The sequence below is a fragment of the Pantoea sp. AG1095 genome (assembly GCF_003208415.1).
GTDB lineage: Bacteria > Pseudomonadota > Gammaproteobacteria > Enterobacterales > Enterobacteriaceae > Pantoea > Pantoea leporis.
Genome location: NZ_QKMJ01000009.1, coordinates 18,289 through 42,340, shown reverse-complemented (window position 1 = coordinate 42,340; position 24,052 = coordinate 18,289). Strand labels below are relative to the sequence as shown.

The 24,052-nt window shown below is 56.1% G+C and carries 23 protein-coding genes and 1 tRNA gene; 20 read left to right on the top strand and 4 right to left on the bottom strand.

Going from position 1 to position 24,052, the window contains the following annotated elements; all coding sequences use genetic code 11:
- Position 1: 1 nt before the first annotated feature.
- The 8 genes from DEU53_RS17245 (at position 2) to DEU53_RS17210 (ending at position 8,928) form a co-directional block, all read left to right on the top strand.
- Positions 2–898, top strand: a complete 897-nt coding sequence (locus DEU53_RS17245; RefSeq protein WP_110867865.1) for a transporter substrate-binding domain-containing protein — start codon at positions 2–4, stop codon at positions 896–898.
- 55 nt (positions 899–953) lie between these two features.
- Positions 954–2,483, top strand: a complete 1,530-nt coding sequence (locus tag DEU53_RS17240; protein ID WP_110867864.1) for an amino acid ABC transporter permease/ATP-binding protein — start codon at positions 954–956, stop codon at positions 2,481–2,483.
- Positions 2,467–3,510, top strand: coding sequence for an alpha-hydroxy acid oxidase (locus DEU53_RS17235; protein WP_110867863.1), 1,044 nt, complete (start codon positions 2,467–2,469; stop codon positions 3,508–3,510). Before DEU53_RS17240 ends, DEU53_RS17235 begins: the two co-directional genes overlap by 17 nt.
- Entirely contained in the window at positions 3,510–4,433 is a 924-nt protein-coding gene (locus DEU53_RS17230; RefSeq protein ID WP_110867862.1) for an ABC transporter substrate-binding protein, read from the top strand. The genes DEU53_RS17235 and DEU53_RS17230 overlap by 1 nt, the downstream gene beginning before the upstream one ends.
- The gene (locus DEU53_RS17225) at positions 4,433–5,809 is read left to right on the top strand and encodes a dihydroorotase family protein (RefSeq protein ID WP_110867861.1); all 1,377 of its coding nucleotides are present in this window, start codon (positions 4,433–4,435) and stop codon (positions 5,807–5,809) included. The genes DEU53_RS17230 and DEU53_RS17225 overlap by 1 nt, the downstream gene beginning before the upstream one ends.
- A gap of 14 nt (positions 5,810–5,823) precedes the next feature.
- A complete protein-coding gene (locus DEU53_RS17220) occupies positions 5,824–6,585 on the top strand; it encodes a GntR family transcriptional regulator (RefSeq protein ID WP_101763851.1) in 762 nt (253 codons plus the stop codon).
- A 32-nt stretch (positions 6,586–6,617) separates the two neighbouring features.
- Positions 6,618–7,733, top strand: a complete 1,116-nt coding sequence (locus tag DEU53_RS17215) for a mandelate racemase/muconate lactonizing enzyme family protein (RefSeq protein ID WP_101763852.1) — start codon at positions 6,618–6,620, stop codon at positions 7,731–7,733.
- 199 nt (positions 7,734–7,932) lie between these two features.
- Entirely contained in the window at positions 7,933–8,928 is a 996-nt protein-coding gene (locus DEU53_RS17210) for an acyltransferase (RefSeq protein WP_110867860.1), read from the top strand.
- On the opposite strand, the gene DEU53_RS17205 is transcribed toward DEU53_RS17210, so the two are convergent.
- The 3 genes from DEU53_RS17205 to xylA all read right to left on the bottom strand — a co-directional run bounded on the left by DEU53_RS17205 (position 8,913) and on the right by xylA (position 12,844).
- Positions 8,913–9,845, bottom strand: coding sequence for a GlxA family transcriptional regulator (locus DEU53_RS17205; protein WP_110867859.1), 933 nt, complete (start codon positions 9,843–9,845; stop codon positions 8,913–8,915). The genes DEU53_RS17210 and DEU53_RS17205 overlap by 16 nt on opposite strands.
- A gap of 216 nt (positions 9,846–10,061) precedes the next feature.
- The gene (xylB, locus tag DEU53_RS17200; RefSeq protein ID WP_110867858.1) at positions 10,062–11,504 is read right to left on the bottom strand and encodes a xylulokinase; all 1,443 of its coding nucleotides are present in this window, start codon (positions 11,502–11,504) and stop codon (positions 10,062–10,064) included.
- 17 nt (positions 11,505–11,521) lie between these two features.
- Complete coding sequence (gene xylA / locus DEU53_RS17195) at positions 11,522–12,844, bottom strand: xylose isomerase (protein ID WP_110867857.1); 1,323 nt, start codon at positions 12,842–12,844, stop codon at positions 11,522–11,524.
- A gap of 345 nt (positions 12,845–13,189) precedes the next feature.
- Here xylA and xylF point away from each other — a divergent pair, with 345 nt between their 5' ends.
- The 8 genes from xylF (at position 13,190) to DEU53_RS17150 (ending at position 21,228) form a co-directional block, all read left to right on the top strand.
- Positions 13,190–14,182, top strand: a complete 993-nt coding sequence (xylF, locus tag DEU53_RS17185; RefSeq protein ID WP_101763858.1) for a D-xylose ABC transporter substrate-binding protein — start codon at positions 13,190–13,192, stop codon at positions 14,180–14,182.
- A 28-nt stretch (positions 14,183–14,210) separates the two neighbouring features.
- Positions 14,211–15,731: a xylose ABC transporter ATP-binding protein gene (locus DEU53_RS17180; protein ID WP_110867855.1), complete on the top strand. Its 1,521-nt coding sequence runs from the start codon at positions 14,211–14,213 to the stop codon at positions 15,729–15,731.
- The gene (gene xylH, locus DEU53_RS17175; protein WP_110867854.1) at positions 15,724–16,905 is read left to right on the top strand and encodes a xylose ABC transporter permease XylH; all 1,182 of its coding nucleotides are present in this window, start codon (positions 15,724–15,726) and stop codon (positions 16,903–16,905) included. The genes DEU53_RS17180 and xylH overlap by 8 nt, the downstream gene beginning before the upstream one ends.
- Before the next feature lie 93 nt (positions 16,906–16,998).
- A complete protein-coding gene (gene xylR, locus DEU53_RS17170; protein ID WP_061719296.1) occupies positions 16,999–18,177 on the top strand; it encodes a D-xylose utilization transcriptional activator XylR in 1,179 nt (392 codons plus the stop codon).
- Between the two features lie 61 nt (positions 18,178–18,238).
- A tRNA-Sec gene (locus tag DEU53_RS17165) sits at positions 18,239–18,333 on the top strand.
- A gap of 162 nt (positions 18,334–18,495) precedes the next feature.
- On the top strand, positions 18,496–19,671 hold the full coding sequence (locus DEU53_RS17160; protein ID WP_110867853.1) for an integrase arm-type DNA-binding domain-containing protein: 1,176 nt from the start codon (positions 18,496–18,498) through the stop codon (positions 19,669–19,671).
- A gap of 55 nt (positions 19,672–19,726) precedes the next feature.
- Positions 19,727–20,599, top strand: coding sequence for an HAD family hydrolase (locus tag DEU53_RS17155; protein ID WP_110867944.1), 873 nt, complete (start codon positions 19,727–19,729; stop codon positions 20,597–20,599).
- Positions 20,596–21,228, top strand: coding sequence for a hypothetical protein (locus tag DEU53_RS17150; protein WP_110867852.1), 633 nt, complete (start codon positions 20,596–20,598; stop codon positions 21,226–21,228). Before DEU53_RS17155 ends, DEU53_RS17150 begins: the two co-directional genes overlap by 4 nt.
- A 355-nt stretch (positions 21,229–21,583) precedes the next feature.
- Here the strand turns inward: DEU53_RS17150 and DEU53_RS17145 are convergent, their stop codons facing one another.
- A complete protein-coding gene (locus DEU53_RS17145; RefSeq protein WP_110867851.1) occupies positions 21,584–21,853 on the bottom strand; it encodes an ogr/Delta-like zinc finger family protein in 270 nt (89 codons plus the stop codon).
- 629 nt (positions 21,854–22,482) lie between these two features.
- Between DEU53_RS17145 and DEU53_RS17140 the strand changes: the two genes are divergently transcribed.
- From DEU53_RS17140 to DEU53_RS17120, 4 genes are all read left to right on the top strand, one after another.
- Complete coding sequence (locus DEU53_RS17140) at positions 22,483–22,749, top strand: AlpA family transcriptional regulator (protein WP_110867850.1); 267 nt, start codon at positions 22,483–22,485, stop codon at positions 22,747–22,749.
- Positions 22,750–22,967: 218 nt separating this feature from the next.
- Entirely contained in the window at positions 22,968–23,507 is a 540-nt protein-coding gene (locus DEU53_RS17130; protein WP_110867848.1) for a host cell division inhibitor Icd-like protein, read from the top strand.
- The gene (locus DEU53_RS17125; RefSeq protein WP_110867847.1) at positions 23,504–23,728 is read left to right on the top strand and encodes a hypothetical protein; all 225 of its coding nucleotides are present in this window, start codon (positions 23,504–23,506) and stop codon (positions 23,726–23,728) included. Before DEU53_RS17130 ends, DEU53_RS17125 begins: the two co-directional genes overlap by 4 nt.
- Complete coding sequence (locus DEU53_RS17120) at positions 23,725–24,048, top strand: DUF5375 domain-containing protein (protein ID WP_110867846.1); 324 nt, start codon at positions 23,725–23,727, stop codon at positions 24,046–24,048. The genes DEU53_RS17125 and DEU53_RS17120 overlap by 4 nt, the downstream gene beginning before the upstream one ends.
- Positions 24,049–24,052: the final 4 nt, after the last annotated feature.

Genomic DNA, 24,052 nt, shown 5'->3' with positions numbered 1-24,052 from the left:
TATGAAATTCGCACGCACTGCTTTATTAATCTCTGGTCTCAGCGGCAGCTTACTGGCGGGCCTCTCCAGCGCCCACGCAGCCAGCACCGATCCCATCACGCCTGCCGCCAGTGACTTCGCGGCGATGGCGCAGTGCAAAGCGCTGCAAACCAAATATCCGTCGCTGAAAGGCAAAGATCTGGTCGTCGGCCTCGGCGGCTACACCAAAGGCTTTGAAGCGCCATCGGAAAAAGATCCCAGCATCATTGAAGGACTCGATCCTTCCCTGTTCGAGCGCATCAGCAGCTGCCTTGGCGCGAAACACAGTTACCAAAGTGGCTCGTTCAACGTGCTGCTCACCTCGATCGCCAGCGGACGCGCGGATATCGGTCCGATGCTGTACGTCACCGAAGAACGCATGAAGCAGATCGCCTTCGTCGCCTCGATGCAGGTGCAGGATGGTTCGGTGCTGGCACAGGGCAACCCGAAGAAAATCAACAGCGTCGATGATCTGTGCGGCAAAACCGTCGCCGCCGCTGCGGGTTCGTACGAAGCCAACAAACTGGTGCCGGAACAAAGCGCCAAATGCAGCGCCGCCGGTAAGCCCGAAGTCAGCATGTTGATGGTGCAGAACACCGACAACAGCATTCAGGCAGTGAAAAGCGGTCGCGCGGACGTCTATCTGACCGAAGCCGGTTCCGCCGTTGCTATCGCCAAAGCGGACAAATCGCTGCAAAGCGGCTTCACCGTGGATCTGCCGATCATGGTGGGCTTCCCGATCGCCAAAGACAACGCCACGCTGCGCGCGGCGGTGCTGGACGCGATGAAGGTGATTCAGGCGAGCGGCGCACAGAAAAAACTGCTGGATTACTGGGGCCAGGGCAGCGCTGCCGAGCGTCCAGTGGTTGCGCGTGGTTAATGCATAAACTCAGCCGCCTCGGTGACGAAACCGAGGCGTTGAGGAGGATAACGCCTTGGATGATTTTCTTAAGTACCTGACTTTCCCCTACTTGTGGGAAGGCGCTGTTATCGCCGTGCAGCTGCTGATTGGCGCGCTGGCGGGCGGCATTGTGATTGGCTTTTTCCTGGCGTTAGCCAGCAGCTCAAAGCACGGGTTTATTCGCGTGCCGGTGAAGATTTACATCTATACGCTGCGCGGCACGCCGGTGCTGCTGCAGCTGATTTTGCTGTACAACGTGCTGCCGGAATTTGGTCTGCGTTTGAGCCCGTTCACCAGCGCGCTTATCGCCCTGATGATCAACGAAACCGCCTTCTGCGCCGAAATCATTCGCGGCGGCATTATGGCGACCGATCGCGATCAAAGCATGGCGGCGCAGGCGTTCGGTTATTCGCGCAGCAAAGAGATGATTCACGTGGTGATCCCGCAGGCGCTGCGCGCCATTCTGCCCACCATGGGCAATGAAACTGTCGGGCTGCTGAAATCCACCTCGCTGGCTTCGGTGGTGGGCGTCAATGAGCTGACGATGCGCGGCCAGGCGATTGTGTCGCAAAACTTCCTGTTTATTCCGGTGCTGGTCGCGTCGGGCGGCATCTACCTGATTCTTTCCACGCTGCTGGCGGGCGGTCAGTGGTGGCTGGAGAAGTTCTACAACCTTGATGAACGTGCGCGACGGGCACGCGCGCGCCTGGCGAAACTGCCGCCGGAAGCAGACGTGATGCCGATGCAGCTACCAAAACGGCGCTGGGATACGCAAACCGCCGCGCCGGTGCTGGAAGTGAATCAGCTGTGCGTCGACTACGCCGGTAAAGCGGTACTGAAATCGCTGTCGTTAACCGTCCGTCGCGGCGAAGTGGTGGTGTTGCTTGGTCGCTCCGGTTCGGGCAAAAGTACGCTGCTGAAATCGATTCTGGCGCTGACGCCACGCAGCAGCGGCACCATTCAGACTGAAGGCCACTTCATGGGCAGCGACGAAAACGGTCGCGCGCTGGCGCAGCGACATCTGCCGGTGAACCGCGCCAAGTCGGGCATTGGCATCGTGTTCCAGCACTTCGCGTTGTTTGATCATCTTACCGCGCTGGAAAACGTGATGAGCATTCTGCTGCGCGTGCAGGGCGCACAGCCGGAAATCGCGCGCGGCAAAGCGATGCGCGCGTTGAAAATGGTAGGACTCGGTGATTTCGCCGCCTCGCTGCCGCACGAACTCTCTGGCGGACAGAAACAGCGCGTCGGCATTGCGCGCGCGCTGGCGGCAGAACCGCAAATCCTGCTGTTTGATGAACCGACTTCCGCGCTCGATCCCGAACTGGTGCGCGAAGTGAACCAAACCATGCGCAGCCTGGCACAGACCGGCATCACCATGATCATCAGCACCCACGACATCGCGTTTGCGGCGGGCGTTGCCGATCGGGTGGTGTTCCTGCAGGATGGCGCGCTGATTGAAGAAGGCCCGCCGACGATTCTGCAAAATCCGCAAACGCCAGCGTTTGCCACCTTCCTTGAACATGAAAATGCTGCGGAGGCGCCACATGCCAACGCGCTTTGAACTCACGGCACGCGAGCGCCTCGGCGATGCGCTGTTCCGCTATATGCAGGGCCAACCGGCCGATGCGCTGGGTAATGAACCCGATGCCAATCAGCAGGCGCTACGCCGCTTTCGTCTGTTACCGCGCGTGCTGCAGGGCAATGAAAGCATCGACACGCAGATTTCCCTGCACCAGCAAAACTGGTCCGCGCCGATTGGCGTCGGCGCGTTTGCCGGTGACCGAATTTTTCACGAAGAAGGGGTGCTGCCGATTGCGCGCGCCTGCAAACGTCTGCAACTGCCGCTGGTGATCTCCGAAGAGAGCGTCACGCCGCTGGAGCAGATTGGTGCCGAATACGACCGCTGCTGGCTGCAAGTGCGTGCGGCGGGCGATGTCGGCCGCATCAACGCTTTGATCGACCAGGCCGCGCAGGCCGGATTTAAAAATATCGTGCTCACGGTGCTGGCGCCGGTGCATCCGGTGGCCGGGTTACAGCCCGGCGGCTTCTCTATCGGCGACGCCCTGAAACAGCGCGGCTGGCACACCATCGGCGGCACGCAGCCGGGTGTTGCGCCGCTGCCGGCTTTTCCGGTGTGGCGCTGGCAGGAGATTGATGAGGTGGCGGCACACTGCGCCGATCGCCAGCTTCCGCTGTGGCTGAAAGGCGTTCTGCATCATGACGATGCGGCGCAAGCCACGCAGCACGGCGTCAGCGGAGTGATTGCCTCAAACATCGGCCTGCGCCAGAGCGCGCGCTGGGCTACGCCGGTCGATCAGCTGCCCGACTTGCAGGCGGTGACGCGGCTGCCGCTGCTGCTGGATGGCGGCGTACGCTGCGGCAGCGATGCGGTGGTGGCGCGCTGTCTTGGCGCGTCGCTGTCGCTCAGCGTGCGCCCGATCATCAGTGCTTTAGTCGCCGGTGGCGAGAGCGCGGTGTTCGATCTGCTTTCCGGCTGGATCAATGAAGTTACGGCCATTAGTCATTGGTGCGGCGTCAGCGATATGGCGACGCTGAACGGCAGCTTTATCACCGAGGAGCGCTACTGATGCAGACACTGATTTTCAATCAAGGCGATGCCAGCGAATCCCGCATCTATTACTGCGCGCACTATCTGGCGCACAGCCTCGGCCTGTTCGCCGCAGAGCAGCTGCAGGTGATCTTCACCACCAGCGAATCAGGCGGGCATACGGTACAAGGCGGCCAGGTTCCCGCAGTGCTGAATCGCGACGCCGATCTCACGCTGGGCGGCCCGATGGTGGTGATGAAGCATTTTCAGCAGCACGGCGCAGAGTTGCAGTGTTTCTGCGCCTCGGTGGCGGCCAATCCGTGGTTTCTTGCGGCGGCGCAGGCGCAGCCCGATTTTCAGCTCAGCGATCTGCGCGGCAAACGTGTGCTGGATGTCGGCAATGTCGGCACCGCCACGCTGACGTTCCGCTGGCTGCTGGCGCGTCACGGTTTGCAGGATGACGTTGAGCTGATCGCCGGCAGCGGCGATCAGGCGCGGGATTTCACCGCCGTGGCCCAAGGGGCAGCTGATTATGCGCTGCACGCCATGCATATGCTGGCGCCCGCCATCGCCGCCGGACAACTCCACAGCATCAGCAGCCTCGCCAGCGTGTGCGGCCACGTACCCTGGAGCGCCTACATCGCCCGCACCGATGTATTGCAGGAGAAAGCCACCGCTTTCGCCGCCTTCTCCCGCGCCATTGCTCAGGCGCTGACGTGGATCGCCAACCATGACGCCACTGCGCTGGCGCAACAGGTGCAGGCGTTTTACCCCGATTATCCGCGCGAGGCGCTGGTGCGCGGCCTCGCGGCCTATCAACAGGCTGGCGTGTTTGCGCCAGATTGCGTGATTCCGCGCGCTGAGTTTGCGCATTTCAGCCAGCTGTTAACTGCTATCGGCTGGCTCGACTCTTCACAGCCGGTGCCGTATGCGGCGCTGGTGACGCAGGCAGGAGCAGAATGATGAAACAGCTGATTATTAATGGTTTGGTGGTGACAGAAACCCGCGCTGAACTGGCCGATCTGCTGATCGAAAACGGCAAGATCAGTGGCGTGTTATCGCCTAACACCATCACGCACGGCGTTGACGAGGTGATCGATGCACGTGGCTTGATCATCGTGCCCGGCGCGATTGACGTGCATACCCATTTCACCGGCTCGCACGATTTTCCCGAACAGGAGCTGCGTGAAGGCACGCGCGGTGCGGCGGCGCACGGCGTTACCACCATCGTCGAGATGCCGCATTCTCTGCCACCGGCCACATCGCTGGCTAACTTCAGCGCCAAAAAAAGCTGGCTGGCAGACAACTGCTCGGTGGATTACGCCCTGTGGGCTGGTTTAGATGGAAATAACGTGCATGAACTGGCGGCGCTGAATCAGGCCGGTGCGCTGGCCTTCAAAGCCTTCCTGTGCAGCGGCGCACCCAACGGCGACGCCACCGACGAGAAAGGTTTGCCGCGTCTCGACGATGACGGCCTGCTGCGCGCCATGCGCGAGTTGGCCACGTTCGACGGGCTGATTGGCGTGCACGCTGAGAATCACGAGATTTTGATCGGTGCTGGCAGCGAACAGCGCCGCGCCGGACGCAAAGATGCGCGCGCTCATGCGCTGGCGGGGCCGGAAATCGCCGAGATCGAAGCGGTGGGACGCGTGTTAGCGATTGCCGAAGAGACCGACGCGCGCTGCCATATCGTGCACGTCAGCTCGGCGCGCGCGGCGGAAACCATTGTCGCTGCCAAAACCCGCGTACGCGCCAGCTTCGAAACCTGTCCGCACTATTTACTGCTCGACGAAGACGATTTGGTGCGCATCGGCCCCAACGCGCGCTGCGGCCCACCGATCCGCCCGCGTCCGGTGGTGGATGCGCTGTGGCAGGTGCTGCTGCGCGGCGATATCGACATGATCGCCTCTGACCATTGTCCGTACACGCCCGCACAAAAACAGGCGGGTGAAGCCAGCATCTGGGATGCGGGCATGGGCCTCACCGGCGTGGAAACCCTCAGTCCGATGTTCTTCAGCGCGGCCCATATTGAACGTGGCGTGGCGCTCAGGGAGTTTGCGCGCATGACCGCCAGCGGCCCGGCCAAAGCCTTCCAGCTGTGGGGCAAAAAAGGGGCGATTGCGCCCGGCTTCGACGCCGATTTGGTGTTCTACGACGCCAGCCAAAGCTGGACGGTGCGCGGCGCCAATTTTCAGGGACTCGGCAAGTGGAGCGCATTTGAAGGGATGCGCTGTCAGGGTAGAGTGGTGCGCACATTGATTCGTGGCGTCACGGTATTCCAGGATGACCAGATGCAGGTTGAACCCGGCTTCGGTCAATTCGTGACCCGACAGGTTTAAACAGGATAAACAACATGGCAGGAAAACCCTCTACCGCTCGTCGTAAAAACAGCGCCCCGCTGGCGCAGGACGCGGCCACCGATAACAGCTGGAATAGCGCGCGTCCGCGCACGCTGGTCGATCACGCCGTGGATGCCATTCTCAGCGCCGCCTCGCGCGGCCTGATCCTGCCCGGCGACCGCATCGCAGAACCCGAGCTGGTGGCGAAACTCGGTATGAGCCGCGTGCCGATCCGCGAAGCGCTGCGCATTCTGGAGAGCCAGGGCATTGTCACCAGCGAGCCGTATAAAGGTATCCGCCTGATGGAGATTTCGCATCAGCGGCTGGAGCAGATTATCGATGTGCGCATCCCGCTGGAGACGCTGGCCTGTCGCCGCGCGATTGAGGCCGGACGCAACAGCGCTGAGCAGCTTAATCAGCTCTATCAGGGCGTGGCGCAGATGCAGGCGATGATGCAAAGCGATAACGTTTACGGTTTTGCTTCCGCCGATACCGATTTCCACCGCACGCTGTGCAGCTTCGCGCACAACCCGGTGCTGAGCAATTTGTGGGAGTCGATTGCCCGTCAGCTGACGGTGATTTTCGGCCTATCCACCATGGGCAAATCGATGAGCGACATCATTGAGGAGCATCAGCGGCTGATTAATGTCTTTGCCGATGGCGACATCGCCAAAATGACCGACGAGGTTGAGAACCACATCCGCATTCAGGCGCTGGACGTGGATTACGAAACCCTGATAACACAGCGCCGACAGCACCGTTCCGCTCTCGGCTAATTTCGCCTTGCCTTTACACCAGGGAAAACACCATGAAAATCATTAACGTTGAGGCGTTTTACCTGCGCCTGCCAGTGATTGAGCAGCGCACCGACAGCTCTCAGGATGCGCTACTGATCAAAATCACCACCGATGCCGGCATCACCGGCTGGGGCGAAGTGGATGGCAGCCCGTATGTCACCAAAGCCATCATTGAAGCGCCCTATTCGCACACCATGGTCACCGGCCTGAAGTCGCTGTTAATCGGCGAAAACCCGCTGGAAACCGGCCGTTTATGGAAGAAGATGCACAAAGCCACCCTCTATTACGGCCGCAGCGGCGCGGTACTACAGGCGATGGCCGGCATCGACATCGCCTTGTGGGACATCAAAGGTAAAGCACTCGGCAAGCCGATTGTTGAACTGCTGGGCGGCGCCATGCGCGACAAAATGCGCGTCTACTCCTCCAACATGTTCCAGTTCAGCGTGGAAGAGACGGTCGCGCGCGCGCAGCATGCGATGGATACCGGCCATAGCGGCGTGAAGTTTGGCTGGGAGCCGTTTGGCACTGACGAAGCGCTGGATCTGCGCTATCTTGACGCCCTGCGTAAAGCGATGGGCGACGATGTGGATCTGATGCTGGACGTCGGCCACGTGTGGGATGCCAAAACCACCATCCGCCGCAGCCAGCGCTATGAACACCTCAATCTGTTCTGGATTGAAGAGCCGCTGCATCCCGATAACTACGCCGGTTACGGCCAGGTTTCCGCCGCCTGCCAGCAGCATATCGCCGCCGGTGAGCAAGAGTGCTCGGTAACGGGTTTCCAGCGCCTGATAGATGAAGGCGGCATCGATATCGTGCAGATCGACCTGACGCGCACCGGCTTTACGCAGGCAATGGAGATCGCCAGCTACGCACACAGCCGTGGACGCAAAGTGTGCAACCACAACTTCACCACCGACATTAATACCGCCGCCTCGCTGCATTTCCTCTGCGCGATTGAGAATGCGCTGGTGATGGAGTATTGCGTCGAGCCGGGCGAAATCAGCCGCTCGCTGGCGAAGAATCCGGTGCGCATCGCCGACGGTTACGCGTGGCTGCCGAGCGAGCCAGGCCTCGGCGTTGAACCCGACGAAGCGGTGATCGAGACGTTTTTGGTGCGTGATTAACGGCTGTCACCGCCTAACAACGAAGCACACATTGTAGCGGCGCAATTTATTGCGCGATAAATCGCGCCGCTACGCAGTGCGCGCGAATTGATTCTGGTGTCGAGTGTCGAATAACAGAGTGATCTGAATTACAACGCTAAAGGTTGTTGGCGCGCTGCTCACTGGCTACCCTTCTTCGCAGCCAATGCAAGAGGGTGCCATGCAGCAAAAAATTTACTGGATCGACAACTTACGTGCGGTTGCCTGCCTGATGGTGATCGTCATTCACACCACAACCTGGTACATCACCGGGCCGATGGCGGTAACAGGCCTGAGCTGGGACGTGGCGAACCTGCTTAACTCAGCGTCACGCGTCTGTGTGCCGCTGTTCTTTATGATTTCAGGCTATCTGTTTTTCGGCGAACGCAGCGCACAAGGGCGGCATCTGCTGCGCATCGTGCTGTGCCTGCTGTTCTACAGCGCGGTGGCGCTGGCCTATATCACCTGGCTGACGCCGATCAGCGAAGGTCGATCGCTGCTCAAACTGCTGCAAAGACCGGTGTTCTATCACCTGTGGTTCTTCTTCGCCATTATCGGCATCTACCTGTTATCCCCGCTGATTCAGGTGAAAAGCGTGGCACCGCGCTATGTCGCGATACTGGTGATCGTGCTGGCGGTGCTGGCGAATCCGAATACCGTGAGCCAATCGCTGGGACCGTTCCACTGGCTGCCGGTGAATCTGTATGTCAGCGGCGACAGCATTTACTACCTGCTGTATGCGCTGCTCGGGCGTGCGATTGGCTGCATGGAGACCGACAAGCGCAGCATCAGCTGGCTGGCGGGATTAGGCTTTGTGGCCTGCGTGATTGGCATTGCGCTCGGCACCAAACAGATGCTGAAAATCAACGGCGCGTTCAACGATACCTGGTATCTCTACTGCGGGCCGCTGGTGTTTATTGCCGCCATCAGCCTGTTGATTCTGTTCAAAAACACCCTGAATCAGCGCGCGCTGCCGGGGCTCGCCACCATCTCACGCTATTCCCTGCCGATCTATGGTTTTCACGCGCTGTTTATCCACTTTTTGCGTACTCATCACTACGACGACATGTCGCGCCCGTGGCTCGATTTGCCGTGGGTGATGGGCGCGTCGCTGATCGGCAGCCTGCTGCTGGCGATGGGATTACAACGCGTGGATAAGCGTCATCTGGTGAGCTGATCGTCCCAGCGCTGGTGCGCGCGGCGCAGCTGGCGGGCCGAGGAGAATCCGGCGGCCAGCGCCGCTTTCTCCGCCGCTTCGCCCTGCTGCTGGCGTTGCCGCGCAATCACTAAGCGCAGCTGTTCGTGGTATTCGCGCACGCTGATGCCCAGATGCTGGCGGAACAGGCGCGTCAGATGACGCTCGCTGACGTGCGCCCGTTCGGCCAGCGCGGTAAGCGACCAATCATGTTCGGGATGGGCAATCATCACATCCTGCGCGCGATGAATCGCCGGATGCATGTGATTGCGATAGCGCAGCCACGGCGACAGTTGCGGATCGTCGCCGGAACGGCGGAACCACACCACCATTTCGCGCGCCACTTTCAATGCCTGCGGCGCGCCGCACAGCCGATTGATGAGATGCAGCGCCAGATCAATACCCGCAGTAATGCCCGCGCTGGTCCAGATGCCGCCATCTTCGACGAAAACCCGGTTATCTTTTACCAACGCCGCTGGCGCTGCCGCTTTCAGACGCGGTAACACATCATGATGCGTGGTGCATTGGATGCCATCCAGCAATCCCGCCTGCGCTGAGAGCAGTGCGCCGGAACAGATGCACACCAGCGTGATGCGCTGATCGGTAATCGCTGTCTGCTGCTGGCGCAGCCAGTCACGCGCTATCGCGGCCGGTGCGGTGTCGAAACAGACGCGCGAATCGTGTACGCCAGGCACCACCAGCAGGCTGTCATCCGGCAGCTGCGCGGGCAAGGGCGCGATGTCGGCGAGGGTCATGCCGGTGGAGCACAGCACGCTCGGCTGCGGGCCGATGTAGTGCAGCGCGAAGTGGCCGTCGGCCAGCTGCAGGGTTTCAGCGGGGCCAGTGAGATCCAGCGCCATCACGCCGGGAAGCACGAGAAAGAAGACGGACTGCGGCATGGTGAGCTCCGGTTGGGTTTGGTGTGTTTTTCCCCCCTCACCCTAGCCCTCTCCCGCAAGCGGGAGAGGGAACCGATCGAGCTAATAACTCCCTCTCCCGTTTACGGGAGAGGGTTGGGGTGAGGGCAAATCAGGCCACTACATTTAACACAAAACCCCAATCATACCCGATAAAAACTCCAACACCCTGCCAAATCCAGCCATCACTCTCCCACATCAAGACATCAACGGCTGCAACTGCTGATACAAGTGCGCAAACACCTCGCGCTGTGGCCGATACGCCTGATGCCGCGCCGCATCCGGTTGATGCCGCTGCGCCAGTTCCAGCGACGGCCATTCGCTCGCCGGATCAACCGCCAGCTGCGCCAGCCGCGCCGCACCCAGCGCCGGACCGACTTCGCCGCCATGACAATAATCCAGCGTTTGCCCGCTGATATCCGCCAGCATCTGACGCCAGTACGCACTTCGTGCGCCGCCGCCAATCAGCATCACGGTTTTCGGCTGCACGCCACACTCATGCACCGCATCCATGCCTTCGGCCAGCGCGAAGCCCACGCCCTCCAGCACCGCGCGCGCCAGTTCTGGCCGGCCATGCTGATGCGTTAAACCAAAGAATGCGCCCTGCGCCTGCGGATTGTTATGCGGCGTGCGCTCGCCAGAAAGATAGGGCAGGAACCACACTGGCGGCACATCGCTGCGCGCTTTTTCCGCCTCACTTAGCAGTTGCGGCACATCGGCGCAGCCGGTCAGCGCCGCCGCCCAATCAAGGCAGGAAGCCGCGCTCAGAATCACCGACATCAGATGCCAGCGCTGCGGCAGCGCGTGGCAAAAGCTGTGCACCGCACGCTGTGGATTGCTGAGATAACCGTCGCTCACCAGGAAATAGACGCCCGACGTACCGAGCGACAGCATGCCTTGTCCCGGCTCAACCATGCCGACACCCACCGCGCCCGCCGCGTTATCGCCACCGCCCGCCACCAGCGGCACGCTTGGCATGCCCCAGCGCGCGGCGACATCTGGCAACAAGGTGCCGGTGATCTGATTGCCTTCAAACAGTTGCGGCATCTGGCTGCGTTGCAAATCGCAGGCGTTGAGCATCTCATCGCTCCAGTCGCGCTGCGCCACATCCAGCCACATCGTTCCCGCCGCGTCCGACATGTCGCTGGCGAACTCACCGCTCATGCGCAAGCGCAGATAATCCTTTGGCAGCAGCACTTTAGCTACCTGAGCAAAAATTTGCGGCTCATGCTGTTTTACCCACAGCAGCTTAGGCGCGGTAAAGCCAGGCATCATCAGGTTGCCGGTGATGCGACGCGAATCCGGCACGCGCTTCTCCAGTTCCTGACACTGCTCGCCGCTACGCCCGTCATTCCATAAAATCGCCGGACGCAGCACCCGACTCTCGCTATCCAGCAAGGTGGCACCGTGCATCTGCCCGCTCAGGCCAATCGCCTTCACGCCGCTGAGATCGTGCTGCTGGGCCAGCGCCTGCATGGCACGATCGGTCGCCCGCCACCAGCTTTCGGCATCTTGCTCGCTCCATAACGGCTGTGGCCGCGACACCTCCAGCGGCGCACTCTCCACTGCAATCACTTTGCCGTGCGCATCCAGCAATGCCACTTTCACGCCGGAGGTGCCTAAATCGATGCCGATAACCATGCTGCGCTCCTGAAAAGTTAAAAATCAAACAAGTAGTGATTCACCAGATTCTCCAGCTGTTCCTGGCGTCCACTACGATGCTGTGGATTAAATTGCTGTTGCTGCGCCTGTTCCGCCAGCGCGGCAAGGGAAAACTCTCCCTTCAGGATCTGCTGTCCGAACTCGCCGTTCCAGCCGCTGTAGCGCTGCGCCACACGCTTATCCAGCTCGCCATCCGACACCATGCGGGCCGCGACTTTTAACGCCAGCGCCATGGTATCCATTGCGCCAATATGGCCGTAGAACAGATCGTATTTATCAGTGCTCTGGCGGCGGACTTTGGCATCAAAGTTTAAGCCGCCGGTGGTGAATCCGCCCGCTTTGATGATTTCGTACAGCACCAGCGCATTCTCTTCCACGCTGACCGGGAACTGGTCGGTATCCCAGCCACACTGCATATCGCCACGGTTAGCATCCACCGAGCCAAAAATGCCCAGCGCAATGGCCGTTGCGATCTCATGATGGAAAGAGTGCCCCGCCAGCGTCGCGTGGTTGGCTTCCACATTCACTTTGATCTCTTTCTCCAGCCCGAACTGCTTCAGGAAGCCATAAACTGTCGCGACATCATAGTCATACTGATGTTTCGTCGGCTCCTGTGGCTTGGGTTCAATCAGCAACATGCCGTGGAAACCGATCTTATGTTTGTGCTCCACCACCATCTGCATAAAGCGGCCAATCTGCTCGCGCTCCTGACGCAGGTCGGTATTCAGCAGGGTTTCATACCCTTCACGCCCGCCCCACAGCACATAGTTCTCGCCGCCCAGAGTTTGCGTGGCCTGCATGGCGCTGCACACCTGGCTGGCGGCCCAGGCAAAAATTTCCGGATCCGGATTGGTCGCCGCACCCGCACCGTAACGCGGATGGGTAAAGCAGTTGGCGGTTCCCCATAGCAGTTTCACGCCGGTTTCCTGCTGTTTTTCCAGTAATTTATCGGTCATCACCGCGAAGTTTTCACGATAGCTTTTCAGCGAATCGCCTTCCGGTGAGACATCCACATCGTGGAAGCAGTAATAAGGCACATTCAGTTTATGGAAGAACTCAAAGGCGACATCGGCCTTTTGCTTCGCCAGCTCAAGCGCATCACCCGGCTTCTGCCACGGACGATCAAACGCGCCAACGCCAAACATATCCGCGCCGTTCCAGCAGAAGGTATGCCAGTAACAGGCTGCAAAGCGCAGATGCTCCGCCATGGTTTTACCGAGAATCACCTCGTCCGGGTTGTAATGACGAAACGCCAGAGGATTGCGGGTATTACTCCCTTCATAACGAACGCGATCAAGCTGGTCGAAATAGGCGTGCATAGTTAGCTCCTTAGCATGAGGACCCGAATGGTCAGCTTTGAGCGGTTATTGTGATGATGTAATTTACTGCTGCTCAATTACGATATTTAACACTCAACGTAAGATAATTATTATTTGTGCGCCAGCTCGCAAAATAATGTCGTTATTTTCATTCAGCCTCTCTCACGTCGTTTTTTCTGAAAACGTTGAAATATCGATCGCGCTCATAAAATCACAAATAAACCAAAAAACGTAATAGCCGGATAAAAATCAGTAATTGATGTCATCTGAAACTCAGGGCAACAATTCATCGGCCTGGTTATCAGCCTTACAACGACAACAGCCTCAACCTACAGGATTAATACCATGAACATGAAAAAATCACTGTTGGCCGCCTGCGCGGCTCTGGCCCTGTTTAGTCACGCGGGTAGCGCTAAAGAAGTCAAAATCGGTATGGCTATTGATGATTTACGTCTGGAACGCTGGCAAAAAGATCGCGATATCTTTGTTAAACAAGCCGAATCACTGGGCGCCAAAGTGTTTGTGCAATCGGCCAACGGCAACGAAGAAACGCAGATGTCGCAAATTGAAAATATGATTAATCGCGGCGTCGATGTATTGGTCATCATTCCTTATAACGGCCAGGTTTTAAGTAACGTGGTGGCGGAAGCGAAACGTGAAGGCATTAAAGTGCTGGCGTATGACCGCATGATAAATAACGCCGATATTGATTTTTATATCTCATTCGATAATGAGAAAGTGGGCGAATTACAGGCCGAAAGTATTGTGAAGCAAGTACCAAAAGGTAATTACTTCCTGATGGGTGGCTCGCCGGTGGATAATAACGCGCGCCTGTTCCGTGCCGGTCAGATGAAAGTGTTAAAACCTTATATTGATAATGGCAGCATTAAAGTGGTCGGCGATCAGTGGGTTGATGCGTGGCTGCCGGAAAATGCGCTGAAAATAATGGAGAACGCCTTAACGGCAAACAGCAACCACATTGATGCCGTTGTAGCCTCGAATGATGCCACCGCAGGCGGTGCGATTCAGGCATTAAGCGCGCAGGGACTTTCCGGCAAAGTCGCGATCTCCGGCCAGGATGCCGATCTCGCCGCCATCAAACGCATTATGAACGGCACGCAAACCATGACGGTTTACAAACCCATCACCGAACTGGCGACTGAAGCAGCCAAAATCGCGGTGGAACTCGGTGACGACAAACAACCCGCCAGCAACAGCAAGCTGAATAATGGCTTGAAAGATGTGCCATCGCGCCTGCTGAACCCTATTCCGGTGAACAAAGACAACATTGAAAGCACGGTAGTCAAAGACGGCTTCCACAAGCAGAGCGAACTCTGAGGCGCGAGCCCGTAAAGGAGAGAGGCCGATGTTGCTGGAAATGAACCATATCACCAAGCGTTTCGGCGCGGTGAAAGCCCTGGATGACGTGAGCCTGCAGCTGAAAGCCGGTGAAGTGATGTCGCTGTGCGGCGAAAACGGCTCGGGGAAATCGACCCTGATGAAGATCCTGTGCGGGCTGTATCCGCACGGTGACTTTGAAGGCAGTATCCATTTTGCGGGCGACGAGATTCAGGCGCAGACCATTCGTGATACCGAACGCAAAGGGATCGTGATCATCCATCAAGAGCTGGCGCTGGTGCGGCAGCTGACGGTGATGGAGAACATTTTCCTCGGCGCAGAGCTGGGACGTTTCGGCATGGTGGATGACGAAACCATGACGTTGCGTTGCCAGCAGCTGCTGGAGCGGGTCAAGCTGCAGGTATCGCCGGATACGCGCGTCGGCGAACTGGGATTAGGCCAGCAACAGCTGGTGGAGATTGCACGCGCCTTGAATAAACAGGTGCGCCTGCTGATCCTCGACGAACCGACCTCTTCGCTCACCGAACAGGAAACGGAGGTGCTGCTTAGCATCATCAAAAACCTGCGAGAACATGGCATCGCCTGCATCTACATTTCGCACAAACTCAACGAGGTAAAAGCGATTTCGGACACCGTCTGCGTGATCCGCGACGGTCAGCATATCGCGACCCGCGCGGCCGCCGGGCTGAGTGAGGATGACATCATCACCATGATGGTCGGGCGCGAGCTGACGGCGCTCTATCCGCATAGCCCACACGAGATTGGCGAAACCCTGTTGCAGGTAGAGAACCTCACGGCGTGGCATCCCATCAACCGCCATATCCGCCGGGTGGATAACGTCTCTTTTAGCCTGAAGCGCGGCGAAATTCTTGGCATTGCCGGACTGGTTGGTGCCGGGCGAACCGAAACCGTGCAGTGTCTGTTTGGGGTTTGGCCGGGACGCTGGCAGGGCGATATTCATATCAACGGCAAGAAAGTCCGTATCAAGGACTGCCGCGCCGCCATCGCGCACGGCATCGCGATGGTGCCGGAAGATCGCAAAAAGGATGGCATCGTGCCGCTAATGGGCGTGGGCAAAAACATTACGCTGGCCGCGCTGGACCAATTTAGCCCCCGGCTTTCGCTGCTGGATGACGCGCAGGAACAACAGGCAATTAATCAGGCCATTGCGCGCCTGCGGGTGAAAACCTCGTCGGCGGAACTGCCGATTGGTCGCCTGAGCGGCGGCAATCAACAGAAAGCGATCCTCGCTAAATGCCTGCTGCTCAATCCAAAAATCTTAATTCTTGATGAGCCGACGCGCGGCATTGATGTGGGCGCGCGCCAGGAAATCTATCTGCTGATCAATTCGTTAGTGCAGCAAGGGATTGCCGTGATTGTCATTTCGTCTGAGCTGCCCGAAGTGCTGGGCCTGAGCGATCGGGTTTTGGTGATGCATGAAGGCAAAATCAAAGCCGATCTGATTAACGATAACCTGACTCAGGAGCAGGTGATGGAAGCCGCCCTGCGGAGTGAACACTATGTTTAAGACCGAAAGTACGCAACTCGGCCTCACTACGCCGGGTAAAGGTGCGCCAGGTAAATTCTCGCTGCCAAATCTGCAGGTGCTGGTGATGCTGGGGGCGATTGTGCTAATCGCCCTGTTCTTCACCTGGACCACCGACGGTGCCTGGCTCAGCGCACGTAATGTTTCTAACCTGCTGCGCCAGACCGCCATCACCGGCATTCTTGCGGTCGGCATGGTGTTCGTCATTATCTCTGCGGAGATCGATCTCTCGGTGGGTTCGATGATGGGGTTGCTCGGCGGTGCTGCAGCTATCTTTGACGTCTGGCTCGGTTGGCCGCTGCCGCTCACCATCGTCGTGACTTTGGTGATGGGTTTGCTGCTCGGCACCTGCAACGGCTGGTGGGTGGCCTATCGCAAAGTTCCGTCGTTTATTGTCACGCTGGCGGGAATGCTGGCGTTTCGCGGCATTCTGGTCGGCATCACCGATGGCACCACGGTAGCGCCCACCAGCCCGGCAATGTCGCAGATTGGGCAAAGCTATCTGCCTGGCGGGATCGGGTTTGGCTTCGGCTTTGCTGGCCTCGCGCTGTTTATCCTCTGGCAATGGCGCTTGCGCCTGCGTCGCCAACAGCTTGGTCTGGCGCAAACCTCCGTCAGCGGTGCGCTGGTGCGGCAGGTCGTCACCGCCGTTCTGGTACTGGGCGCGATTTGGCTGCTCAACGACTATCGCGGCGTACCAACGCCGGTCTTGCTGCTGGCGCTGCTGTTGCTCGGCGGCATGTTTATGGCGACGCGCACGGCCTTTGGTCGCCGGATTTATGCCATCGGTGGCAACCTGGATGCCGCGCGCCTTTCCGGCATTAATGTGGCCCGCACCAAGCTGGCGGTTTTCGCCATCAATGGCGTGATGGTGGCGATTGCTGGCCTGATCCTAAGCTCACGCCTTGGCGCGGGTTCGCCTTCGGCAGGCAACATTGCCGAGCTGGATGCTATCGCCGCCTGTGTGATTGGCGGCACCAGCCTGGCGGGCGGCGTTGGCTCGGTGGCGGGCGCGGTCATCGGCGCATTTATCATGGCGTCGCTGGATAACGGCATGAGCATGATGGATGTCCCGACCTTTTGGCAGTACATCGTCAAGGGCGCCATCCTGCTGCTGGCAGTGTGGATGGATACCGCGACGCGCCGCCGGGTGTAATCGCGTGGGGGATCACAATGTGGCGCAAATTCTTTCTGCTGTCCGTCGTGCCATGCTATGCAAGGTGCTGTCGATTTAGGAGAGTGCGCCACGATGCATGAGAAACGCTTTCGCATTACGTTGCTGTTCAACGCCAATAAGGTCTATGACCGCCAGGTGGTTGAGGGCGTCGGTGAGTATTTACAGGCATCACAAACGGATTGGGACATTTTCATTGAAGAGGATTTTCGTTGCCGCATCGACAATATCCGTGAATGGCTGGGCGACGGGGTTATCGCCGATTACGACGATCCCTCGATTGAAAAACTGCTGGCGAACGTGTCGGTGCCGATTGTTGGCGTTGGCGGATCGTACCATCAGCCGCAGGACTATCCGCCGGTGCATTACATCGCCACCGACAACGCCGCGCTGGTCGAGAGCGCCTTTTTGCATTTGAAAGAAAAAGGCGTGAACCGCTTTGCTTTCTATGGCTTGCCCGCAGCCAGCGGCAAACGCTGGGCGCAAGAGCGTGAACATGCGTTTCGCCAGCTGGTGGCGCGCGAGCGTTATCAGGGCGTGGTTTATCAGGGCATGGAAACAGCGCCGGAAAACTGGCAGCACGCTCAGAACCGCCTGGCTGACTGGCTGCAAACCTTGCCGCAGCAAACCGGTATTATTGCCGTCACCGATGCCCGTGCGCGCCATCTGCTGCAGGCCTGTGAATACCTCAAAATTCCGGTGCCGGAAAAGCTCACGGTGATCGGGATTGATAACGAGGAGCTGACGCGTTATCTGTCGCGCGTGGCGCTCTCGTCCGTGGCGCAGGGTTCACGCCAGATGGGTTATCAGGCGGCAAAACTGCTGCATCGCCTGCTGGATAATCAGCCTCTGCAACTGCAACGAATTCTGGTGCCACCGGTAAAAGTGATTGCGCGCCGCTCCACCGATTTCCGCTCCTTGCACGATCCTGCGGTGATTCAGGCGATGCATTACATCCGCTTCAACGCCTGCAAAGGCATTAAAGTTGAACAGGTGCTGGATGCCATCGGCATCTCACGATCGAATCTGGAAAAACGCTTCCGTGATGAAACCGGCGACACTATTCACGCCATGATTCACCGCGAAAAACTGGAGAAAGCGCGCGAGCTGCTGGCGTGTTCTTCGCTGAGCATCAATGAGATCTCACAAATGTGTGGCTACCCGTCGCTGCAATATTTCTATTCGGTGTTTAAAAAGAGTTACGCCAATACGCCGAAGGAGTATCGGCAGCTTCACGGTGAAAACGTGCTGTGACGCACGGCTGAGATCAAGAATTCCGCCGCGATTGTCGCTATACTCCTGCGGCATCTTCAAAGGAAGATCGTCGTCTCCGGTGAGGCGGCCGGATTTCAAATCCGGTTGGGGCCGCCAGCGGTCCTGGGCAGGTTCGACTCCTGTGATCTTCCGCCACTACACTTCCGCAGACTTCCGAGATAATTTTTAATTTACTTTAAAAACAACGAAATGAATACACGCCTTGTCCGTATCCGTCCTGCTGCGTCTGCCAGAATCCAAGATAAATGTGTATAGTGATGCGTATAAATTTCTTATACACATTTTTGACTTATACACATGGCTCTCACAGACATTCAAATTCGACGCGCAAAACCTCAAGAAAAGCCTTACACCCTCAGCGACGGCCTCGGGCTGGCTTTACTCATCAATCCGGATGGCAGTAAAGGCTGGCGCTTTCGCTACCGCTTCAACGACAAAGCTAAGCTGATGTCGTTTGGCTCATACAGTCTCGTTTCACTTGCTGAGGCGAGAGAGAAGCGCGATGTGGCGCGCAAGCAGGTAGCTAATGGCATTGATCCAGTTGAGGAGCGCAAGGCTCAAAAGTTGGCGCTTAAAATCTCCAGGGAGAACTCGTTCGAAGCCATTAGCCGTGAATGGCATACGAATAAGGCTGATCGTTGGACGGTGGCCTATCGCGAGGAGATCATTAAGACCTTTGAGCAGGATGTGTTTCCTTTCATCGGCAATCGCCCTATATCGGAAATTAAGCCACTGGAGCTGCTTGAGGTGCTTCGCCGTATTGAAAAACGCGGGGCATTAGAGAAAACGCGTAAGGTGCGGCAGCGCTGTGGTGAAGTGTTCCGTTATGCCATCATTACCGGTAGAGCTGAGTACAATCCAGCGCCTGATTTGGCTGTTGCGCTGTCCGTTCCTAAACAAAAGAACCATCCATATTTATCAGCGGAAGAGTTGCACCATTTTGTCCGCGATCTTGAAGCGTATACCGGCAGTATCATTACTAAGAATGCGACAAAGATTGTCATGTTGACGGGCGTAAGGACTCAGGAGATGCGCTTTGCAACTTGGGAAGAGGTTGATCTAGAAAAAGGGATATGGGAAATTCCTGCAGAACGGATGAAAATGCGTAGGCCTCATATCGTGCCCCTGTCCACGCAGGTGATTGACCTTTTCAAAAAACTAAAGCCTATTACCGGACATTATCCTTATATTTTTATTGGTAGAAATAATCGCAGTAAACCAATTTCAAAAGAAAGTGTTTCGCAGGTAATTGAGTTACTCGGTTATAAAGGACGCGCTACCGGTCATGGTTTCAGGCATACAATGTCTACAATTCTCCATGAAGCAAATTTCGATAGCGCATGGATTGAACTACAATTAGCCCATGTTGATAAAAATTCCATTCGAGGAACATATAATCATGCTCTTCATATTGAAAACAGAAGAAAGATGCTCCAATGGTACGGGGATTTAATATCCAGCACATTATATTAATATAATGCCACGCATGCTATATTATGATTATATTTTTTTTGGTGAGAAATTAGTGATGAAAAAGAGTGTTTTAATAACAGACTTAGACAACACTTTATTTGACTGGTTTAGTGTTTGGTATCATAGCTTTAACTCTATGTTAGAAAAGGCATCAGAGATATCTGGAATCTGCAAACTTGATTTGATAAACCAGATTAAACCAATACATCAAAAATACGGTACTGCTGAGTATTCATTCATTCTTGAAAGCATTCCTTCATTACAAGAAAAATACGGAAGTAGAGAGTCGATAAATTCAGCTATGGATGAAGCTATTCATGCTTTTAGAAGCGCCAGGAAAAAGCATCTTTGTCTATACCCAACTGTAATGGACACTCTTAAAGACTTAAAGAGTAGAGGTTGCTATATAGTAGCGTATACTGAATCAAAAGCTTATTATTCGAATTTTCGCCTAACTCGACTACAACTTGATGGATTAATAGACGTCTTATTTTCTCCAGAGGATCATGCCATTCCTGAAGGCGAGGTTAAACAGGAAAAATATAAGCTTATTCACACCAAGCAAGAATACACACCTGCGGATGAAACCAAGCCGAACCCTCAATTGCTTTTAGACATTGTTAAATCTATTGGCGCCATGCCGGATGATTGCGTCTATATAGGTGACAGCGAAATGAAAGATATTGAAATGGCCCAGAAAGCTAAGATAACTGATGTATTCGCAAGTTATGGGACAGGTCACTTTCAAGAAAATAAGAAGGGTTATGATTTATTGCGTGCCGTCACTCATTGGACAGATGCAGATGTTGAAAGGGAAAGATTGATTAAAGAAAGTTCAAGCGGAGCGAAACCGACTTATACAGCCCATCAATTTTCAGATATCTTGAAATTTTTTGATTTTATCGCCTTTCAAGGAAAAAACAAATGAGTAATTTACAAGAAAGAATTCATTTAGAGACGATGCGGATTGAAGAGTTAAAACTCAAAGTTGATGTATGGAAAACGGTAGTTGACGTTCAGAAGCATTTTAATGAATTGGAAATGAAGGTGAGGAATTTTGGGGTTTTGATTCTTTCAGCCTTCATTGGTGCTATTGGCGTAAGTTTTAACTCCAGCTCAAGCCTTATCGTCCTTGGTAATAGTTTCTCAGTAGCGTCAATGTTAGCCTTTGGTGCGGCTATCGTATGGATGCTATTTTATTTTGTCGACGTTTACTGGTATCACCCCTTGTTGCTTGGTGCAGTGAAAAAGGGCTTAGCCCTTGAACAAGAGATTGCTGTTGATTTAGTTAACATCGATTTAACCAAAACAATTGGGGATAACAGCCCACGGGATATATTGTTTTTGAAAGGAGTCCATAGCACTACTAAAGCAAAAATATTTTATTTTGGAGTTCTATTCGTTCTCTTATTGAGTGGAGTTGGCATGTTATTTTTTAATGCTCCAAGCAAAACAAACCAACTTGAAAAGATAAGAATAGATGCACAGTGCATAAGAAAAGCAAATTATGATGGATATAACTGCTCAATGGAATCATTGCCTGTGAATATCAAGTAAGCATTGATAACTACACCCTGCCCTACATTGACATCGCTCTTTGTAGGGTCGAAGCCAATATCATTGCAAATTTCCTGTTCTAACCTTCTTAAGCCGTTAACCAGCGTCTCCTTCCTTTAAGCCTCCAGCGCGCGCTCGTACCCCCGCCACGCCTGCCCGCTTTATGTAGCAGTTTTCATGCGGCTGCATGAGTCCCTTCAGGCCGCGCCACTGCTGGCCTCAATAGCATAAACTCAGCTGCATTTATTCATGCGCTTTCATGCAGCATAGGCATGCACCCATGCGCTTCATGCTGGCCAGAGAAAAGAGATGAAAAAAACCGGCACGATGGCCGGTCAGGTATTGCTGATGAAGCTCAGCCGGGGGCGTTCTGGCGGTTCGAAAGCCTGCTTGCAGCTCCATAACGGTTTAGCGTCTGCCGTGGTGGCGGTGATTCTTTCTCAGGGATGTCTTCAGCTACCTTCTGAGGTTTCATGATGATGGTGTCCAGGCTCTCAAGCGTTGTGAACGTGCAGGAGCAGTCGATATTACGACACTGATACCACGTCTTTTTTAACGTACCTGTCTGATATTCGCTCGTACGCGTGTGTGCGGTCATGCTGCATTCAGGGCATTTCATTGCCATCACGTTTTATCCTTCTGTTTAACGCCAGTCACCGTACAGGCTGGAGTTAACGGTTTATAAAAGCCGTTATCGTTAGCTTTCTTCGAAGAGGGAGAGCCATTAGCGGTTCCGGTGAATGCATTGTGCCGTTGCTGGCACAGGCGAGCTATCGGATGGCGTTGTGTGATGGCCCAGACAAAATAACCTTCTTCTGGCTGGCGGCAAGGTGACATATTGGCTCCCTGTTCAACTTTTAAATTTATATATATCCTTCACCATTCTTCACCTTAATAAAAAATAGAGTAAATACAGTATATTAAAGTGTGAATAATCAATATTTATCCCTTCACCCGGTGTTCACCATGCTTCACCCAACTTTTTATGCAGATAAACCTTTTCGAGTGTTTATTTCGATTGATTCAACAAGGATTAATCATTAAAAGCGACTTGCATAATTCATCTCGGCACTATTGGTCTATATTGCCCTATATTTACCTGTGCGAAAAACAGACGGCTAATTTTTGCGCACTTGTGCCAGCCGCAGCACCCTTTCGCCTTGTTGCGTTGGCTGTAAATATGCTGAGAATAAAGAGCTACCCGACTTCGGACGTATCTGTCCGTATCACCACGGACTCAATAAGAGGTAGCTCATGCACACCGTATTATCCGCAAACTCCTCCGCTCCTGCGGCCCCGGCTTTACCCGTAAACCCGGCGCTGAACGATCGCTTCCTGCGACTACCGGAAGTCATGCACGTCTGCGGCCTGTCACGCTCCACCATTTATGACCTTATCAGCCGCGGCGCCTTTCCTGCGCAGGTGTCGCTTGGCGGCAAGAACGTGGCCTGGCTCGCCAGCGAAATCAGCGTCTGGATGAGCGATCGCATTGCAGCGCGTGGTCAGGAGCGTACCGTATGAGGTTTTTGAACCATGCCGGTAAATCACGCCACCCCTCTGTCGCGCACGCAATCCCGCTGGTGCATATGGCTGGCGCCGGGATGGATAGGCCGCTACAGCCGCAGTGTTTCGGTGCAACAAAGCCAGACTTCAGCCTGCAAAGCACAGGCATCCCGTCCTACGTTATCCGGACTGTTTCCCGTGGCGACATTTCTCCCGCCAGCTGCTGAGGTTGCCTGATGTTATTTTTAACTGCTACCTCCGGCTTGCGCGCCGGGGCCATTCCCTGGTACAGTAATTCCGCTGTCGCAAAATCGGCAGCCGGGCGTAGGAACCCGAGTTACTCAATGGCGACACCAGACGCGCCATGCGTCTTTTTTTGTGTCCAAGCCTCAGTGCACCCATTTTTCGGGCAACGGTTCTGTATCCGTTGCGCCGTCTGCGTAATGGTGGCCCGGGCGGGGCAGCCTTCGGGCTGGCCGGTATCCATTGAGGCCGGTATTCCTACCCCCGTTCGGGCTACCACCCATGAGTGTAGGAACTCCGGTGGTGGCGATAACCGCTACTCTCTGGAGACTGCCATCATGGCTACGGTCCTTAATTCCCCATACCCGCAGTTTGTTTTCGTCTTTGCCGCCGTCCGCCGCTGCGAGCGCCAGCAGCATATTCATATGCTCCGCACCGTTGCCGCCGACGAGCGCGCCGCCCGCCTTTTGCTGGCCCGCGACTACGTGCTGTCCTTTGCCGCCCGCCTGCCGGTCCGGGAGGTGCGCGCATGACTCACGCCACGATTTCTCACGCCGACCTCGTACGCCTTGAACACCTGCGCAACGCCGGGCGCTTTGTCAGCGATATGACGGCCTTTCAGGAGTGCCACGAACTGCCGCAGCCCGCTCAGCGCGCGCAGCTGGCTTCGCTGGTCTTTCTCATCACCGAGCAGCTGGATGACGTGGTGACGCGCTGCCAGAACAACTGGATGAACGCGGAGGCTGAATCATGAAAGTCCGTACCCTTTCGCCTGAACTGCGCGCCGCGCTTTCACGCCGCGCCGTCGCCTGCGCCTGGCTGACCGTCTGCCGTGAACAGCAGCGCTACCCCGGCCTGACGCTGGCGCGCCTGGAGCTCGTCATTGAAACCGAGCTGGAGGGCTTTTACCTGCGCCAGCACGGACGCCTGCGCGGTCAGGAGATTGCCTGCGCGCTGCTGGATGATTTGCTGTCCACCGGGCCGCTGAAGTCGGCTCCGCGCCTGAGCTTTCTCGGTCAGGTAATGATGGATGAACTCTGCGGGCGCATGACAGACGCGCCGGTGCTGCACTGAGGGA